The sequence below is a fragment of the Bacillus cereus group sp. TH152-1LC genome (genome assembly GCF_027710505.1).
Classification (GTDB): Bacteria; Bacillota; Bacilli; order Bacillales; family Bacillaceae_G; genus Bacillus_A; species Bacillus_A mobilis.
Genome location: NZ_JAQFNK010000015.1, coordinates 87,222 through 107,171 on the forward strand (window position 1 = coordinate 87,222; position 19,950 = coordinate 107,171).

Here is a 19,950-nt window from a genome sequence, read left to right on the forward strand (position 1 = left end):
TATTAAATATAGTCTATGTAAAAAAGCCCGCACTAATGTGCGAGCTTTTTTTTATACTTATCGTTTTCCTTTTTCATAAGGTGTTCCTAATGCTTTCGGAGCTTCAGAACGACCTACAAAACCAACAAGTGCTAATATTGTAAATACATACGGTAATATCGTTAATAAAACACTCGGAATTTGATCTAATACAGGAATTGTTCCACCTGTTACACTTAACGATTGTGCAAAACCAAAGAATAGCGCTGCACCTAATGCACCTAGTGGATTCCACTTTCCAAAGATCATAGCAGCTAACGCTAAGAAACCTTGTCCAGTAATAGTTGCCCCTGAGAAGTTATTAGAAATTGACATTGCAAAAATTGCTCCACCAATTCCAGCAAACACACCTGATATACAAACACCAATATAGCGCATTTTATATACGTTAATCCCCATCGTATCAGCTGCCATTGGATGCTCACCAACCGCACGAAGACGAAGACCGAACGGTGTTTTATAAATAACATACCAAACAACGAATGCTAAAATAATAGCAATATACGACGTTATCGGTACGTTCGAGAAGAATATCTTCCCTAAAACCGGAATATCCGAAAGGCCTGGAATATCAATCTTTTCAATACGGTACTGAATAAAGTCAGTCTGTCCTTTATCAAAAATCTTCTTAATTGCAAATACCGTTAATCCAAGAGATAAGAAGTTAATCGCTACACCACTTACAACTTGATCCGCTCGGAATGTAATAGATGCTACCGCATGAAGTAATGCAAATAATCCACTACCAATTGCCGCAAATAATAACGCAATCCACGGAGTCATCGTTCCCCATGTATCACCCATTAATAAGTTTGTAACAACTCCAATAAATGCACCAAATAGCATTAGTCCTTCTAATCCGATATTTACAACACCTGATCGTTCACTAAATACACCACCTAGTGCTGTAAAAATTATAGGTGCTGATGTATATAATGTACCCGTCACAAGAATGGCTAATATATCTAAAAAGCTCATTTATTTCCCCTCCTTGCTCATGCGTGTAAGCGCCCATCTTAACACATAACTACATGCAACAAAGAAGATGATACATGCAATAATCACATTAATAAGCTCTGATGGTACATCTGCCTCAAAGTTCATTTGAGGGGAAGCACTTTTCAAACCACCAAATAATAAAGCTGAAAGGATAATACCAAACGGATTATTCCCCCCAAGTAAGGCTACGGCAATTCCGTCAAATCCTACTCCTGTAAACGAAGACATTGCTGTCATACTTTGGAATGTTCCTAACCCTTCCATCGCACCACCAATCCCCGCAAATGCACCAGCAATTGTCATAGAGAATACTACATTGCGAGAAACTTTCATACCGGCATATTGGGAAGCATGTTGATTAAATCCTACCGACTTTAATTCATACCCTAAAGTTGTTCGATCTAATAAGAACCACATTAAAATAGCGATTAAAATTGCTACAACAATTCCCCAGTGAAGGCGCGAACCATCAGTGATGGCAGCAAGCCAGTCTGAAGATAATGACGCGCTCGCTTTGATGTCGTACGTTTTATCATTACCCTCGTGCAAGAAACGCTTAATAATGTCATATGTTACGTATAACGCAATATAGTTCATCATAATTGTTACAATAACTTCATTAACTTGAAATTTCCCCTTTAAATATCCAGGGATGAAACCCCAAATCCCACCTACCAATGCTGCAAATAAAATAGATAACGGAATGTGAAGAACAGCTGGTAGCGAAACTGCATAACCGAACCAAACAGCTGCAAGCCAACCAACTAGTAATTGACCCTCTACCCCGATATTAAATAAACCTGTACGAAATGCAAACGCCACTGATAAGCCGGCAAGAATAAGTGGAATCATTGTACGAAGCGTTTCACCTATTGCACTTGGGCTACCGAACATTCCTGTCCAAAGTGCACTATAACCAACAATCGGATCATAGCCACTAACTAGCATTACAATTGCTCCGACAAGTAAGCCGAAAATAACGGATAGTACTGGGACTAAAATATTTATCGTTCGTTCTGTTAAAAGTTTTTTAGCCATTTGTACCCACCTGCTCCTTCTTTGTTCCTCCAGCCATTAACAATCCAAGCTGTTGTTCATTCGTTTCTTTCGCATCAACAATTGCTACAATTTTCCCTTCATAAATAACAGCAATTCGGTCACTAACATTTAAGATTTCATCTAACTCTAAAGATAAAAGTAATACACCTTTTCCTTTATCCCTCTGCTCTATTAATCTCTTATGAATAAATTCAATTGCTCCTACATCTAAACCACGTGTTGGCTGTGCCGCGATTAATAAATCTGGATCACGGTCTACTTCACGTGCAATAATCGCTTTTTGTTGATTCCCCCCAGATAAAGCGCGCGCTAACGTTTGCTCACTAGGTGTACGTACATCAAACTGTTCAATAAGTGCCTTTGCTTTTTCTGTAATTTTACTAAAATTTAAAATCCCTTTCTTTGAAAACGGATTTTTATAGTACGTTTGCAGCACTATATTATCTCTAACAGAAAAATCAAGAACAAGGCCGTGTTTATGACGATCTTCTGGAATATGACCAATTCCTTCTTCCGTTATCCTTCTAACAGGCCAATTTGTTATTTCTTTTCCTTTAATTGCAATAGAACCTGACTCAACTTTTCGTAAACCAGTAATTGCTTCTATCAATTCACTTTGTCCGTTTCCATCAATCCCTGCAATTCCAACAATTTCCCCCGCACGAACAGTTAAGTCAAGGCCTTTTACAGCAGGTAGTTGACGTGCATCGTGAACAACAAGATTTGCAATTGAAAGTACCTCTTCTTTTGGCTTCGCGTCTATTTTTTCTGTTTTAAAATTCACTTGACGTCCGACCATTAATTCTGCAAGTTTATTTTCATCCGTATTTGCAACGTCAACCGTTCCAATTCCTTTTCCTTTACGAATAATCGTACAACGATCGCAAACTTCCATAATTTCTTTCAACTTATGTGTAATAAGAACAATAGATTTTCCTTCTTGTACAAGCTTCTTCATAATTTGAATTAGCTCATGAATTTCTTGCGGTGTTAATACAGCTGTCGGTTCATCAAATATTAAAATTTCTGCACCACGGTAAAGTGTTTTTAAAATCTCTACACGCTGCTGCATACCAACTGAAATATCCTGTATTTTCGCATATGGATCTACAGCTAATCCGTATTGTTCAGACAGTTTTTGAATTTCTTTAGCAGCTTCCTCAACAGCAATTTTCCCTTTTTTCTTCGGTTCATTTCCGAGAATAATATTCTCTGTAACTGTAAAATTATGAACAAGCATAAAGTGCTGATGAACCATTCCAATACCAAGGTCATTTGCCACATTTGGATTGGTAATGTTTACAGACTTTCCTTTAATTTTAATTTCACCTTGTTCCGGTTGATACAAACCAAATAGTACATTCATCAATGTGGATTTCCCTGCACCATTTTCTCCAAGTAAAGCATGTATTTCTCCCTGCTTTACTTGCAGCGTAATGTCATCATTCGCTACAATGCCTGGGAATACTTTCGTAATGTTATTCATCTCAATTACGTATTCCATTGTGTTCCTCCTTTTAACAGGGAACATTCCCCTATTACACTATTAACTTATTAAGCAATTTGGAAGTTTTATACATACAAAGGTTAGTTCTATGAACTAACCTTTGCTATTTCTCTATTTATTTTTTTAGAGAAGCTTCATATTCTTTATACTCTTTATCTGTAGCTGGTACTTTAATTTCACCATCTGTAATTTTCTTTTCAAGCTCTTCTACTTTTGTTAAAATTTCAGGGTTAACTTTTTTCACGTTGTCAGTTGTTTTTGCTATACCAACACCGTCATCTTTTAAGCCAAACGCTTCTACTTTACCGCCTTTTAATTTACCATCTTTCGCTTCTTGTGCTACTTTTTCAACAGCGATATCTACACGTTTTACCATTGAAGTTAATGTTACGTTTTCAGGCATACCTTCTTGGTTTTGGTCACGGTCAACACCGATTACCCAAACATTTTCACCTTTTTTCTTACGGTTTTTCGCTTCAGTGAACACGCCATTACCTGTACCACCAGCAGCATGATAAATTACATCTACACCTTGACCATACATTGCTGATGCAAGAACTGTACCTTTTTCAGGTTTATCAAATGCTTCCGCATATTCAGATACGATTTCAATATTTGGATTTACTGCCTTTGCACCAGCTTTAAATCCATTTTCGAATTTACTAATTAAATCACTCTTCATTCCACCAACAAATCCTACTTTATTCGATTTTGTTGACATAGCTGCTACCGCACCCACAAGGAATGATCCTTCATGATCTTTAAATGTAATACTTGTTACGTTTGGTGCATCTACAACAGTATCAACGATTGCGAATTGTTGTTTTGGAGATTCTTTTGCAACTTCTTTAATTGCACCTTCTAATTTATAACCGATTCCGAAAGATAAATCATACTTATCTTTTGAGAATTTCTTTAAGTTCGGAATATAATCTGCTTCTTTTTCAGACTGTAGGTAACGATAATTTGTTTTTTCCTTTAATCCATTATCTTTACCAAACTTTTTCAAACCTTCCCAAGAAGATTGGTTGAATGATTTATCATCAACGCCCCCAACATCTGTTACCATACCAACTTTGAATTCTTTATCTTCTTTCTTGTCACTGCTCGCCTTATCCGAGTTACCACATGCACCTAAAACCGTGCTTGCTGCTAATGTTAATGATAATAAAAGACCTGTTTTTTTCTTCATACTAGAAACCCCTCCTGAAATTATATATATATATCTTTATTCTTACGCTGCTGTCCCTAACTTCTTGCTGTCACCTCCCTAAAATGGAACTTACCTACATACGTTTTCTTAATACGTGGAAGCTAAACTTGTCAGCTCTAAAGTAATTGATAGAATATAAGATTGGCTCATCATTTTGATCATAGTGCATTTGTTTTAAAACTAGCAGTGCTGTTTCTGGTTCACATTCTAAAATCGGTGAGATTTTCGGATGATAGCCAATTGGCTCAATGTGTGCAACCGCGTATGTGATACGTTTATGCGTATTGTTATGTATCACTGTAAGCAATGATTCTTCGTTGTATCCCGATAAATCCGGCAAGATTTCTTTTGCAAGTTTATCGATACAATATACAACAGGTTCCCCATCTGCTGTACGCACACGCTCAATCATTACTGCATTAAAACCATCGTCACTATTAAACTTCTCTTTTTCTTCTTCTGTTAAACTTGTTGTAGATGATGATAAAAAGATAGTTCCTGGTGTTTTCCCCACACTAGAAATCATATCTGTAATGCTAGAAAGTTGTTCAATCCCAGAAGAAAATAACGGCTTTGCATTTACAAATGTCCCTACACCGTGTCTACGAATGACAACATTTTCTTCTTCTAAAATACGCAGCGCTTCCCTTAAAGTCGCCCTACTTACACCAAGTTCTTTCGCTAAATCAAACTCTGATGGTAACTTCTGTCTTTCTTTGTAAGCTCCATCTTTAATTTTTTCTTTGATGTGATCAATCACCCGTAAATATAGGTGACGACTATCGGATTTTACTGACATAAGACTCCCCCGCATTTCAATTATTCGACCTCTGATGTAAGACTTCTTTTCTCTTTTTTCAACTTACAACATACTAAAAATTGCTAAATACTAAAAATAAGCTTAATTGTCGAATAAATATTAATAATTTTTTAAAATGAAATTTTCACTCTTTACTGCATAAAAAAAACTTTGCACCATAAACATTCCTCATTTCGAGAAAAAGTTCGGCACAAAGATCTCTTACATCCTTTGTTACACACTTTTCCCCTCATAGTCCAGCAATTCATGGTTGCCAGGTAGAAACTTATGGACCTTATCTCCAAGATTATATGAGGCAGTGATTCTTTTCGAAGTAATCTTACCACTTGCTCCCATACGTGTCAACAAAATTTAACATTTTTCTACATTAAATATCGAACATTCATTAAAAACATATTCAAAGCATTCGTATTCTAAAGAACCTCTCTGAATGTAAGCCCTTTCTTAATTACTGAATATAGTATATAACAAAACCAGTATATAAAAAAGCCTAATTGTAAAAACAATTAGGCTTTTTTTACGAACTTTTTTCTTGCACATCATTAATGAGCACTTCTCGTGGTTTACTACCTTCATACGGACCTACTACACCATTCATTTCCATTGCATCAATTAAACGGGCAGCTCGCGTATAACCTACCCTAAACCTACGTTGCAACATAGAAACAGATGCTGTTTGCATTTCCACTACAAGCTGAACTGCTTCATCATATAATTCATCTTCTACTTCCTGCTTCGTATCAGGAACATCTTGCGGAATCATATCTTCTTGATATTGCGCTTTCTGCTGACCAATAACATATTCTACAACTCTCTCAACTTCATCATCTGATAAAAATGCACCTTGTACACGTACAGGCTTCGATGCACCAATTGGTATAAACAGCATATCTCCACGACCTAGTAGTTTCTCTGCACCACCACCGTCAAGAATTGTACGAGAATCTGTTTGAGAAGATACAGCGAATGCAATACGTGATGGAATATTCGCTTTAATAACTCCCGTAATAACATCAACTGAAGGACGTTGTGTTGCAATAATTAAATGAATACCAGCCGCACGAGCCATTTGCGCTAGACGCATAATCGCATCCTCTACATCCGATGAAGCAACCATCATTAAATCTGCTAACTCGTCCACAATAACTACAATATAAGGTAATTCCGGTTGTTTCGCTTCCGATTGACTATTATGTTCTTTTATATAGTCGTTATACCCTTCGATATTACGCGTGCCACTATGAGCAAACAACTCATAACGACGCTCCATCTCGCTCACAACTTTTTTCAAAGCTTGCGATGCTTTTTTCGGATCAGTTACAACTGGTGTTAATAAGTGTGGAACACCGTTATATACATTTAACTCTACCATTTTCGGGTCAATCATCATTAACTTTACTTCATGTGGTTTTGCACGCATTAAAATACTAACAATAATACCGTTAATACATACACTTTTCCCGCTACCCGTCGCACCGGCTACTAGTAAATGGGGCATTTTATTTAAGCGGGCTAATACAGCTTCACCTGTAATATCTCGTCCAAGACCAATTAACAACTTCTCTTCTGGATGATTATTAGCCTTAGAATCAAGGACTTCTCGAAGTGTTACCATAGAAACTTCTGAGTTCGGAACTTCAATCCCTACAGCTGATTTCCCGGGAATTGGTGCCTCGATACGAATGTCTTTCGCAGCTAAAGCAAGTGCTAAATCGTCACTTAAACTAACGATTTTGCTTACCTTTACTCCCATATCAGGATATACTTCATATTTTGTGACTGCAGGACCTCTATGTACTTTTGTTACCTTCGCTTTCACTCCAAAGCTTTGGAATGTACGTTCTAATTTACGAGCATTTTCATAAATTTCCGCATTTTCATTTGTAACTTGCTTATTCTTTGGAAATTTCAATATATCAAGTGCAGGAAGCTTGTAATCTTTATTTTCTACATTTGAAAATTGCATAGGAGGCGCTTGTGTTTCACTCTCTAGCGATTCAACGATTTTTTCTCCACGCTTTTTCTTAGATTCTTCAACAGGCGGAGCCTCTTCAATAGACGGTGAAGTGATCAACTCTGCTTCCTGTATTTCGCCAATTCGTTTATCCTCTTCTTCATTTACTGGATAATTCTCAGTGAAATTCGAAATAATGGGAGGATCAATTGAGATTTCTTCCATCGGCTCAATAATTTCTTCTTGTTCTGCAGCACGTTTGCTCCTTGTGCTTCTCGTTGTTTTTTTCTTTTCTGTTTGTTCAGCCGTTCTTTTGGATCTCCAATCTTTATAATCCCCTTGCATTACTTCAAATTGACTTCTAAGGATTCTTCCTACAGGGGCAAGTACTTCCCCAATATGCTTATTTGTTATACAAAGTATGCCTAGAATCACTAAAATAATTCCAATAATATAGGCTCCTACTTCATCAAATAAGAAGTAACATGTCGCGAACATAAGCGCGCCAAACATACCACCGCCTAAATGAACGCTATCTGGACCCTTTTTCATTTCAAGAAAGAAGTTATCTTTCGTACTCACAATAACAGAAGTATTTTGCACTGCTCCATCTTTCGTAAGTAGGTTAAATAATGTAATATGACTAAACATTAATATCGCCAATACTATTAAATAAAAACCGATTAACCGTTTATTTAAAAGGTTCGGCCATCCACGTTTGATAACAAACGAAACCGATAAAGCTATTACACCTAACACACCAATTATGTACCACTCACCAAAGAAGAAGCGAAAAAATAACACAAACGATTTTCCTACAACGCCTAGCTGTAAAATCGTAATGATTGAAAGTGCAAAAAGAGTTAAACCGACGATTTCATAATACAAAGTTGGCTTTATCGTGCGTCTTGCTTTTGCCTTCGTCCCTCTTTGCTTTTGTTTTGCCATTTCTTCACCTCGTGTTCTACATATAAATAGAGCTTCCTGAAAAAAGCTCTACTTATATGTCTGTTTTCTCTATTTTTTCAGGTCTTACATCTTCTATTTTTACACTTCTTGTAAATTGTTAAATAAACAGAAGAAAGCAGCCCTCTCATGGCTGCTCAACCGTCTTGTTTTTTATATTATACCATAGCTTCTAAACAAAATCCTTCTTTTTGCTAAAAGGTTATTTTCTGACCAGGCTCAAACTCTAAGTAGTGAAGCGGATCCGTACTTAGCACACGTACAATAGAATAATATCCATGTTCTTCTTCAGAAACCATTAACTCAACACCGTTTATATTTACAACTTTTTGGCTTTCACATTGCGAATAATCGGCTGGATAGACAAGTTGCTCTGGCATAATTGTATATAAAATCATTGTAACATTGTCCCTTCTGCACGATCATCCCCACGTGCATCTATTAATTCGTTCAATTTTCGAATCGCATTTCCGATACCACCGACATCATCTATAAGACCATACTTCACTGCATCTCCACCAATTACATTCGTACCAATATCTCGCGTTAAATTCCCTTTCGCGAACATAAGCTCTTTAAAACGATCTTCCGTTACTTTCGAATGCTTCGTCACAAATCGAATAACTCTTTCTTGCATTTTATCTAAATACTCAAATGTTTGCGGCACACCTATAACAAGACCTGTTAGACGAATAGGATGAATTGTCATTGTCGCAGTTTCCGCAATAAATGAATAATCCGTGGAGACAGCAATCGGTACACCGATAGAATGTCCTCCGCCTAGAACAAGAGAGACTGTTGGCTTTGAAAGCGAAGCTACCATCTCAGAAATTGCTAGCCCTGCTTCAACATCACCACCAACCGTGTTTAATATTAAAAGTAAGCCTTCAATTTTCGGATTTTGTTCTATCGCAACAATTTGCGGAATAATATGCTCATATTTTGTTGTTTTATTTTGCGGCGGCAACTGAACATGACCTTCCACCTGTCCAATGATTGTTAAACAATGAATACGCGATTCATTCATTTGTGGTACATTTGTTTGTCCAAGCTGTTGAATTTTTTCCACTATTGAAGCTTCTTTTCCAATTTCTTTCGGCTCAGCCTCTTTCCCTTCATTTGTATAACGATCACGTTCTGTCATATCGCATCCCCTTTCACTCGTATATAACTATTATTTCTTAAGTTATAAATTTCATTCGATAGAGTTAAAAAAGAAAAAAGATCACCCGTAAAGGTGATCTTTTTTATACTTCCATAATAATCGGTAAAATCATAGGTTTTCTCTTTGTCTCTTCGTACAAGAACTGTCCTAATAATTCACGAATATTTTGTTTTAACATAGACCATTCAATTGAATATTCTTTAATTGATTGCTCAACAATCATACGTACAATCTCTGTAGAGCGGTCAATTAACGCTTCTGATTCACGTACATACACAAAACCACGTGAAATGATTTCTGGACCAGAAACAATTTTCTTTTCATCCTTACCAAGTGTTACAACAACTACTAATATTCCATCTTGAGATAACATTTTTCTATCTCGAAGAACGATATTACCAACGTCACCTACACCTAATCCATCAATTAATACATTGCCCGCTTGCACTTTACCAACTAAGTTCGCTTCATCGTCACCAAAACCGATTACATCGCCTTTTTCTACGATAAAGATATTTTCTCTTGCAATACCTACATCTTCAGCTAAATATGCATGTGCTTTTTGCATACGAAACTCACCATGTACGGGTACAAAATATTTCGGTTTCATTAAATTTAACATTAATTTTAATTCTTCTTGGCTACCATGACCTGAAACGTGAACTTTTCTTTCACCGTAATAAACAACTTCAGCTCCCGCTCTAAATAACAAATCAATAATTTTCGATACAGATATTTCATTACCCGGAATTGGAGAAGCCGCAATAATAACCGTATCACCTTTACGAATTGAAATTTGTTTATGAGCTTGCTTTGCCATTCTAGAAAGGGCCGCCATTGGTTCCCCTTGGCTACCTGTCGTTAAAATAGCTACCTTTTTCTCTGGGAAATTGTCTACTTCTTGTAGTGAAATAACCATACCTTCTGGAACATCTAAATAACCAAGACGTCTTGCAATATCTACCACTTTCACCATACTACGTCCTACAACCGCTACTTTTCGTCCTGTTTCAGCAGCTGCATCAAATACTTGTTGAATACGATGTACATTCGATGCAAATGAAGCAACGATAATACGTCCTTCTGCGCCGTAGAACACTTTAGAAATTTCTACTCCAACTTCTTTTTCAGAACCTGTATAGCCTGGACGCTCAGCATTTGTACTATCAGATAATAAGCACAGGACGCCTTCATTTCCGATTTGTGCCATTTTCCCAAGATCTGCTCCACTATTTCCAATTGGAGTTTGATCGAATTTAAAGTCTCCTGTATATACAATCGCACCTTTTGATGTATGGAAACAAACACCAACAGAATCTGGAATACTATGTGTCGTTCCAAAGAATGACACCGTTGTAGTATTAAACTCCACTGTTGAATTTGAATCGATTGTTTTTAAGTCTACACGGCCTAACATACCCGCTTCGCCAAGTTTTTCTTGTATAAGTCCTACTGTTAATTTCGTTGCATACACTGGAATGGATAATTTACGAAGTACGTAAACAATACCACCGATATGATCTTCATGACCGTGAGTAATAAATAAACCTTTTACTCGCTCTTGGTTTTCCACTAAATATGTAATATCAGGAATAACGATATCAATTCCAAACATTTCATCTCCTGGGAACATTAACCCTGCATCTACAATAAAGATTTCAGAATCAATTTCAACACAGTACATGTTTTTCCCGATTTCACCTACTCCACCAAGAGCAAATACTTTAACAGACTCATTCTCTTTTCTCTTCATGTTGTTGCCTGGTTTAAAAATCTTTCAAACACTGATTTCACTAAAATTGCAGAGACACCAGGGGAAACTCTACAACCACCATATATTCACCGTCCAAGACGAATGTCCTTACCGTTATGCGATATCATGTCCTTGTTTATTTTTTAAACCAGGTTTCACCTCTCTTTCATTATATAAATCAAATATCTTATTCGATATGATATGAAAATGTAATCAAATTATAATTTTTACCAATTTTGCTAAGCATACCCGTACTAAGCTACTTAGCCATATTATACCTGATACAAGAAATAGAACACAAGTTAAATCGTGCGAAAGAATAGGTAAAAGAACGGAATTATAACAAAAGTATCGAACGTATTTCCTTTATATTTACTTCGATTTTATACTCCATATTATTTTGAAGAAATAGCCATACATACGCTAAATTCATTTCATAATATGGATTTTCAATACTTATTTTTCTAGAATTGAACAAAAACACTTAAAAAATGGAGTTTTTTTATGAATTACGTCACCTTTGAGGGGATTTCTCTAAAAAACAGAAGCGGTGGTTTATTATGTTTATTCTATAATAACTATGATTTTTTGATCCTTTTAAAGGGGTACAATTATTTTCTTATACACATTGCAATACATAATGAAAAAGCGATTAATAATCTTATAAGTATTCATGTAAGTAAGAAAAGAGCGGCAAAGATTTTCTTACCAATAAAAAATGACCTAGTTCTACACTAGGTCATTTTTTATTAACGAGGGATAGATTGCATAACAGATTGTAACGTTACTCTTTCTTCTTCTGTTAACGGAAGAAGTGGTAAACGTACAGAACCTACATCTAATCCAACCATTTGTAACGCTGTTTTTACTGGCGTTGGGCTTGGCACCATAAATAATGAATCCGTTACTCTTACAAGTAATTGATGTAATTTTTGCGCCTTCTTAAATTCACCTGCTTGGAATGCTGCAATCATTTCTTGCATTTCATTTCCAATCACATGAGATGCTACAGAAACGATACCTTTCGCTCCAACTGCCATAGCTGGTAACGTTAAACCGTCATCACCGCTGTATACTGCAAAGTCGTCCGCTGTTTTTTCAATGATTTCTGTCATTGTTAACACATCGCCGCCTGCATCTTTAATCGCAACAATGTTTTCTATTTCTGATAAACGAACAACTGTATCAACGGAGATTTGTACAATAGATCGTCCTGGAACGTTGTATAGCATAACCGGAAGCGGCGTGCTTTCAGCAATTGCTTTAAAGTGCTGATACATTCCTTCTTGACTCGGTTTGTTATAATACGGTGCTACTAGCATTACTGCATCAACACCAACTTCTGTTGCCTTTTTAGTTAAGTCAATAGAAGCATGCGTATTATTGCTACCTGTTCCAGCGATTACGGGCACCCTTTTATCGACAACAGATACGACATGGCGATATAACGCTACTTTTTCTTCTGAAGTTAATGTAGGAGATTCGCCTGTCGTTCCTCCTACCACGATTGCTGTTGTACCGTTATCTATTAAATAATTTACCAATTTCGTTGTCTTTGCAAAATCGATATTTCCGTTTTTATCAAACGGAGTTACCATCGCGGTTGCAATTGTCCCAAAATCTATCATGGTCTCACTCCTTATTGTTCCAGTTGCTTTTCTTTTGAAAGCTCAAACGCACTATGTAATGCATTTACAGCCTCCACTAAATCAGTTTCTTTTACAAGAACCCAAATTGTCGTATGGCTATCTGCCGATTGCAGAATTTGAATACCTTTTTCCGCTAAAGCTGTAACGATTTTCGCAGTAACCCCTGGGTACCCTGCCATTCCAGCTCCTACAATAGATACTTTTGCACAATGCTCTGTCACAATTGGCTCATATCCAAGGTTTTTTAATAATTCAACCGCACGACTTGATACACTATCACTCACCGTATAAGCTACCCCAGTAGGTGAAATGTTAATTAAATCGACACTGATTCCTTCATTCGCCATTTCTTTAAACACGTGCTGTTGTAAATCATATGCTGTTTCTTTTGCCAGCACTTTAATTTGCGTCACATTTGATACATGAGCGATACCTGTAACAGGACGTTCTTCTACATCACGGCCTTTTGTCGCACCGTCCGATGCTGAAATAAGCGTACCTTCACTATCAGAATACGTAGAACGTACACGAAGTGGTACTTTGGCATGCATTGCAATTTCAACTGCACGTGGATGAACGACTTTTGCACCTTGATATGCCATGTTACAAATTTCATTGTATGTTACCGTTTGAAGATGACGTGCATCTTTTACGATGCGAGGATCCGCAGTCATAACACCTTCTACATCTGTAAAGATATCAATAAATTCAGCATGAAGCGCAACACCTAATGCAGAAGCTGAAGTATCGCTACCTCCGCGTCCAAGTGTTGTCGTATCACCTTTTTTCGTTTGTCCTTGGAATCCTGTAACGACGATTACATCTACATTTTCTAGCTCTTCATGTATACGATCACAGTTCATTTCGATAATCTTAGCATTTGTAAAATCATCATTTGTTACAAAACCAGCTTGTGCACCATTTAATGCCGCTGCTTTTATACCGCTCTCATTTAGCATGTTTGAGAAAACGATTGCTGAGATTAATTCTCCGCATGATAATAATAAATCTTGCTCACGATTAGAAATGTGAGATTCCTCTTGATTTACAAGACTTAACAAAGTATCAGTTGCATATGGTTCACCTTTACGGCCCATAGCAGATACGACAGTAACTACCTTATAACCCGCATCTAGCGATTTTTTTATATGATGAAGCGCATGCTTACGTCCATTTTCATCACGTACAGATGTGCCACCAAATTTTTGAACAATAATTTTCATATTTTGCACCTTCTCTTAGCCGTTTACACTAATTGTAATTTTACTAAGCGCTCTGCAATTTGAACAGAATTCCATGCAGCGCCTTTTAATAAGTTATCAGATACGACCCAAAGATGGAATCCTTTATCGTTATTTAAATCTTTACGGATTCTTCCAACGAATACTTCGTTTTTACCTACTGCAGTAGCTGGCATTGGATATAACTGCTCTTCTGGGTTATCTTGTAGAACGATACCTTCTGCATTTGCAAGTAAATTCTTGAATTCTTCTACTGTTACACCTTCTTTTTCTACTTCGATGTAAACAGACTCAGAGTGACCTGATACAACTGGTAAACGTACACATGTTGCCGCTACTTCTAGCTCTGGCATATGCATAATTTTTTTCGTTTCATTAATCATTTTCATTTCTTCAAACGTAAATCCATTATCTTGGAATTTATCAATCTGTGGAATCGCGTTGAAAGCAATTTGGAAATGTTTTTTATCACCTGATACAGGTAAAACATTTGCCTTCACTTCTTCGCCATTTAAGATTGCTTGTGATTGTTCATGAAGTTCTTCAATCGCTGCCGCACCAGCACCTGATACAGCTTGATATGTGGAAACGATTACTCGTTTTAAACCATATTGCTGACGAACTGGCTCAAGAGCTACTACCATTTGAATTGTAGAACAGTTTGGATTTGCAATAATACCATTATGTTCTTTTAAGTCATTTTCATTTACTTCAGGTACAACAAGTGGCACGTTTTCTGTCATACGGAATGCACTTGTATTATCAACAACAATCGCACCGCGCTTTGCTGCTTCTGGCGCTAATTGTTTTGATACAGATCCACCAGCACTAAATAGTGCGATATCTACTCCTTCAAAACTTTCAGGAGTTGCCTCTTGAACTGTAAATTCTTCGCCTTTAAATACAAGTTTCTTACCTGCAGATCGTTTAGATGAAAGTAACGTTAACTTCCCGATTGGAAATTCTCGTTTCTCTAAAGTATTTAACATTTGTTCACCAACTGCGCCGGTTGCTCCAACTACAGCGACATGAAAAGTTTTTTGCTTTTCCATCACTATGCCCCTTTCTAGATACCAATCCTTCTATAACTTAGAATCAGAAGGAGTATACAATACCCCTTCTAATCTTAATAACGTTAATTTTATCATATTCTACAGTAAGAATGATGGTTTCATCAAAAATTGTCCGTTTTTTTTCGTTTTTTAATTCATATATCTGAATTTTTCTACGACAACCGGTTGCAATTGCTTCCCTTGCAGCGCTTCTAATACTGTATCTTCCAGCAGCTCCATGCGAGCTACCATTGAGTTAGGTTTTTTCTCTGGTGCATCTTGACCGAATGGGACGAAATAGATGTTTTTTGTTGCCATTAGGCGCATGAGATTTACCCCATTAAGCCCTAAAGCATCATTCGTCGAAACAGCCAATACGACAGGCTTGCCATTTCTTAGCGTCGCTTTCGCTGCCATTAATACTGGAGAGTCTGTCATTGCATTTGCAAATTTACTCATAGAATTTCCGGTTAGTGGTGCAATTACCATGCAATCTAGTGGAATTTTAGGTCCTAGTGGTTCTGCGCCAACGATGGAATTAATTGCTTTAAAGCCTGTTACTTCTTCAATCTTTTTAATCCACTCTGCCCCTTCTCCAAATCTCGTATTTGTTGATTGAACAGTGTAAGAAACAACGGGACGTACTTCTGCGCCCTCAGCAATTAACTTTTCTAAATGAGGCATTACTTCTTCGTACGTACAATGTGAGCCAGTAAAACCAAACCCGATTCTTTTCCCTTTTAAATTCATTCCCCATTCTCCTTTCTTGCGATTACGTCTTCTGCCAGTAACTGAGAAAGAACATTCGCTAAAATTTGCCCTGCTGTTTTCGGAGCAACAATACCTGGTAATCCAGGTGCTAACAGCGCTTTGACTCCTCTTTTTTCCGCATATCTAAAGTCGGTACCACCTGGTTTAGAAGCTAAATCAATTACTAACGTATGGGCCGGCATTTTTGAAATGACATTCGCTGTCACAACGAGATGCGGAATTGTATTAATGACAATATCGATATTGCCTACTTCTTTCTCAATGTTTTGCATATGAAAAGGAGAAAACATCATTTCTGTAATACGTGCAATATGTTCGGATCGTCTTGCTCCAACTTTGACATGGGCGCCTAATGATTGAAATGCTCTGGCAACACTCATCCCTGTTCTACCAAATCCTAAAACCATTACATTGGAACCATGAATTGTATAGTCGGTATGTTGAATTACCATCATTAATGTACCTTCTACAGTTGGAATAGAATTGTAGATCGCCACATCATCACGATCAAATAATTTAACAAGTTTGCGGTTTGTAGTAGATACGAGATTTTCCAAGTAAGGCGTACCAATACCTGAATATATAGTAAAGTGTTCTGGTGTATTTTCAATTTGTTCTTTCGTTATAGAAACTTTTTCGTTTGAAAAAATAGTATCTACTTCTCCCTTGGCATTTGTACCTGCAACTGGCAAAATAATTGCATCTACAGAAGTGAAATCTAAATTTTGTATACTTTCTTTTGCTGCCCCTGTGAAGCCATGATCCAACTGATCAAACCCTATCAATGAAAGTTTCGCATCCAATTCAACTAGCTTGCGAATTACTTCTAGCTGTCTTGCATCTCCTCCTATGACAGCAATATGCATCTCAGTCAACATTCCCTAATTCACCTTCTTTTTCTGTCATTTATAAGAAAAGTGCCTACTTTTTCTTTTTCCTCCACATCATATGTAATGTACGAGTTTTAGGTGATTGAAAAACCAAAAGCACGTATGATTTATCCCGCTATTTATACACAGTTAGTCCTCACCTCAAAATTTGGCATATGAGAGGACATTATACGAGAAATTGATTTCCGGTAAAAGCTCGATTCATGTGAGCTTTTACTCAGCGGAGAATGAACAAAAAAAGATGACCAAAATGGCCATCTTTCACTCCGAATTTGAACGATCTGTAATATCACAAAGGATTATATCATGCCCCACTTTCTTAATTTGACTCCACGTTACTCTTACTTCTTGGGGTTCCTTTTTAAAGCCTCCCCATTTTCCAGCTGGTATGATCAGAGCTTGTATTTGGCCATCCTTCTCATCAATCTCTAAATCCACATGGCCTAAAACCCCCATTTTTTCTGCTCTTTCTAAATTTACGATCTCTTTACCGCTTAATTCACTTAATCGCATACGCTCTCCCCCTACCGAAATTATGAATGTAAGTTATCCATAATTAGTACCTATTCTGTATATCCCAAAAAAATAACCGTATCTCATTTAAAAGAGATACGGTTATTTTTACATACTTCATATAAAGCAATTATAGTTTTATTCCTTTTGGAAGTTTTCCATCTGGACTAATTAATGCTGCAGAGAATTCATCTGTAAACATGTTACGAATTAACTCATCAACATTTGATTTCGTTACAGTGTTTACACTTTCAATAATCTCATCAAGTGAACGATGCTTACGAAGTAGTAATTCATTTTTACCATTGCGGCTCATACGACTATTCGTACTTTCTAAACTTAACATTAAGTTTCCTTTTAATTGCTCTTTACTATTAATAAGCTCTTTTTCTGTAATACCTGTATTTTTCAATGTTTCTAACGTTTCCTGCATTGTGTCATACAGTGTATCTAATTGTTGGCTACCTGTTCCTCCATACAGCGTTAACATACCTGTATCTTCATAAGAAGAATGGTAAGAAAATACTGAGTAAGCTAACCCACGTTGCTCACGTACTTCTTGGAATAAACGGCTACTCATACTACCGCCTAAAACGTTATTTAATACGATTAAGTTATAAATATCTTCGTGTCCCATTTGTAAGCCTTTATATCCTAAACATAAATGAGCTTGTTCTGTTTCCTTTTTACGTGCTACTTTATTAAAATGGAAAATTGGGCTATGTACTTGTTCACGGTTTGTTGTTCCTTCATAACTACCGAAATATTGCTCTACCGTTTGTAAGAAGGCTTCATCAATATTTCCTGCAACTGAAACAACGACATTTTCAGGTGTGTAATGATCCTTGATATATTGGCGTAGCGTATCACCTGTAAACGTATCAAGCGTTTCTTCTGTTCCTAAAATAGGATATCCAAGCGGATGCGTTTCATATGTCGCTTTCGTTAACATATCATGTACAATATCATCTGGAGCATCTTCGTACATTTTAATTTCTTCACATACGACATTCTTCTCTTTTTTCAGTTCTTCCTCATCAAATGTTGAATTAAAGAACATATCTGCTAATACATCTAAAGCATATTTAGCATGCTCATCTAGCACTTTTGCATAGTAACAAGTGTATTCTTTTGAAGTAAAAGCATTCACTTGCCCACCAATGCTATCAAATGATTCTGCAATTTCGCGTGCACTACGTGTTTCCGTCCCTTTAAAGAACATATGCTCTAAAAAGTGGGAAACCCCGTTATTTTTTTCATTTTCATTTCTTGATCCCGCATGGATCCAAATACCAATCGCAACCGATCTTACGGTTGGTATATTCTCCATAACGATTCTTACACCATTTTTACAAGTATATTTTTTAATCAAAAACTTTCCTCCTACTGCCAGTTTCTCTAAATAATTTCTATTATTTAATGATAACAAGTTTAAGGATGAATGTCATGCAAATGTATTTAATCCACACGTTTTTCATCCAGTAATTCTGTTATATTCCCTACTTTATATCCTTGTTCCTTCAATTTTGTAATCATTGTATCTAATGCTTCTGCTGTAGATGAAGTTGGATGCATTAATACGATAGCACCTGGATGTATTTTTCTCATTACTCTCTGCAATAGTACATCTGGATCAGGTCGTTTCCAATCAATTGTATCGACAGTCCACATGATCGTTCCCATTTGGAAATCATCAGCGATTTTAACGACTTCATCCCGAAAACTTCCACTCGGCGGTGCAAACCATCTCACCTTTTGATTCGTAGCAGCTTCAATCATTCGATTTGTTTTTTGTAACTGATCTCGTATTTCATCAGACGATAGCGTTTTCATATTAGGGTGTGTGTAAGAATGATTTCCAACTTCTTGATTTGCATCGACAATCATTTTTGCAAATCGCAAATTTTCTTTCACCCAGCGTCCTTCTAAAAAGAAAGTTGCCTTCACATCATGTTTTTTCAATATCTCTAATATACGCGGCAAATACTCGTTTCCCCATGCCACATTTATTGTTAATCCCACCATCTTTTTATTGGGATGTCCCCTATAAATTGGAGCTGGTGATAAATCTTTTAAGTGAACACTCGGTGATATTTCCTTGAATTCAAGATTTTTTTGATCAAATTTCTTCAGCTTCTTCATATTATTATAGGATGCTTCGATATCTACTTGTCTTCCATTATATCCCGGTGTTGCTTTCCATATTTTATCAATCATCGCATTTTGAGGTGCAATCTCATATTGTTTTGCATGTTTTTGAATTTCTTCATACAAGTTATCCTGTGCAAAAACGGAATAAGAGCCTACACTGACATATAAAAAGAATATACATATGTATGCCAATATACGAGCTTTCATA

Annotated in this window: 17 protein-coding genes and 1 riboswitch; all 17 genes read right to left on the reverse strand. The window is 36.7% G+C overall.

Annotation, left to right across the window (positions count from 1 at the left end; translation table 11 throughout):
• Positions 1-57 precede the first annotated feature (57 nt).
• Complete coding sequence (locus PDL00_RS25095; RefSeq protein WP_000008857.1) at positions 58-1,017, reverse strand: ABC transporter permease; 960 nt, start codon at positions 1,015-1,017, stop codon at positions 58-60.
• Complete coding sequence (locus tag PDL00_RS25100) at positions 1,018-2,076, reverse strand: ABC transporter permease (protein WP_001085261.1); 1,059 nt, start codon at positions 2,074-2,076, stop codon at positions 1,018-1,020.
• Entirely contained in the window at positions 2,069-3,601 is a 1,533-nt protein-coding gene (locus tag PDL00_RS25105; RefSeq protein WP_000456925.1) for an ABC transporter ATP-binding protein, read from the reverse strand. Before PDL00_RS25105 ends, PDL00_RS25100 begins: the two co-directional genes overlap by 8 nt.
• A gap of 118 nt (positions 3,602-3,719) precedes the next feature.
• Positions 3,720-4,796 carry a BMP family lipoprotein gene (locus tag PDL00_RS25110; RefSeq protein WP_063260403.1) on the reverse strand — a complete coding sequence of 359 codons (1,077 nt, stop codon included), beginning with the start codon at positions 4,794-4,796 and terminating at the stop codon, positions 3,720-3,722.
• 94 nt (positions 4,797-4,890) lie between these two features.
• On the reverse strand, positions 4,891-5,616 hold the full coding sequence (locus PDL00_RS25115; protein ID WP_061678186.1) for a GntR family transcriptional regulator: 726 nt from the start codon (positions 5,614-5,616) through the stop codon (positions 4,891-4,893).
• Positions 5,617-5,849: 233 nt separating this feature from the next.
• A riboswitch (purine riboswitch) is annotated at positions 5,850-5,951 on the reverse strand.
• 203 nt (positions 5,952-6,154) lie between these two features.
• The gene (locus PDL00_RS25120; RefSeq protein WP_088028712.1) at positions 6,155-8,539 is read right to left on the reverse strand and encodes a DNA translocase FtsK; all 2,385 of its coding nucleotides are present in this window, start codon (positions 8,537-8,539) and stop codon (positions 6,155-6,157) included.
• A 212-nt stretch (positions 8,540-8,751) separates the two neighbouring features.
• Positions 8,752-8,955 (reverse strand): YlzJ-like family protein, encoded by a 204-nt coding sequence (locus tag PDL00_RS25125; RefSeq protein ID WP_000605027.1) that lies wholly within the window; start codon positions 8,953-8,955, stop codon positions 8,752-8,754.
• The gene (gene tepA / locus PDL00_RS25130; protein ID WP_242250701.1) at positions 8,952-9,701 is read right to left on the reverse strand and encodes a translocation-enhancing protein TepA; all 750 of its coding nucleotides are present in this window, start codon (positions 9,699-9,701) and stop codon (positions 8,952-8,954) included. Before tepA ends, PDL00_RS25125 begins: the two co-directional genes overlap by 4 nt.
• A gap of 103 nt (positions 9,702-9,804) precedes the next feature.
• On the reverse strand, positions 9,805-11,475 hold the full coding sequence (locus PDL00_RS25135) for a ribonuclease J (protein ID WP_000823086.1): 1,671 nt from the start codon (positions 11,473-11,475) through the stop codon (positions 9,805-9,807).
• Positions 11,476-12,224: 749 nt separating this feature from the next.
• Positions 12,225-13,103 carry a 4-hydroxy-tetrahydrodipicolinate synthase gene (gene dapA / locus PDL00_RS25140; RefSeq protein ID WP_270731871.1) on the reverse strand — a complete coding sequence of 293 codons (879 nt, stop codon included), beginning with the start codon at positions 13,101-13,103 and terminating at the stop codon, positions 12,225-12,227.
• 11 nt (positions 13,104-13,114) lie between these two features.
• The gene (gene dapG / locus PDL00_RS25145; protein WP_063260407.1) at positions 13,115-14,347 is read right to left on the reverse strand and encodes an aspartate kinase; all 1,233 of its coding nucleotides are present in this window, start codon (positions 14,345-14,347) and stop codon (positions 13,115-13,117) included.
• Between the two features lie 23 nt (positions 14,348-14,370).
• Positions 14,371-15,417, reverse strand: coding sequence for an aspartate-semialdehyde dehydrogenase (asd, locus tag PDL00_RS25150; protein ID WP_061678191.1), 1,047 nt, complete (start codon positions 15,415-15,417; stop codon positions 14,371-14,373).
• Positions 15,418-15,567: 150 nt separating this feature from the next.
• Complete coding sequence (gene dpaB, locus PDL00_RS25155; protein ID WP_001049480.1) at positions 15,568-16,167, reverse strand: dipicolinate synthase subunit B; 600 nt, start codon at positions 16,165-16,167, stop codon at positions 15,568-15,570.
• The gene (gene dpaA, locus PDL00_RS25160) at positions 16,164-17,066 is read right to left on the reverse strand and encodes a dipicolinic acid synthetase subunit A (protein ID WP_000954740.1); all 903 of its coding nucleotides are present in this window, start codon (positions 17,064-17,066) and stop codon (positions 16,164-16,166) included. The genes dpaB and dpaA overlap by 4 nt, the downstream gene beginning before the upstream one ends.
• A 273-nt stretch (positions 17,067-17,339) precedes the next feature.
• A complete protein-coding gene (locus PDL00_RS25165; protein WP_242250694.1) occupies positions 17,340-17,591 on the reverse strand; it encodes a YlmC/YmxH family sporulation protein in 252 nt (83 codons plus the stop codon).
• Between the two features lie 130 nt (positions 17,592-17,721).
• Positions 17,722-18,963, reverse strand: a complete 1,242-nt coding sequence (locus PDL00_RS25170) for a M16 family metallopeptidase (protein ID WP_270731878.1) — start codon at positions 18,961-18,963, stop codon at positions 17,722-17,724.
• 86 nt (positions 18,964-19,049) lie between these two features.
• Positions 19,050-19,949: a polysaccharide deacetylase family protein gene (locus tag PDL00_RS25175; protein WP_270731880.1), complete on the reverse strand. Its 900-nt coding sequence runs from the start codon at positions 19,947-19,949 to the stop codon at positions 19,050-19,052.
• Position 19,950: the final 1 nt, after the last annotated feature.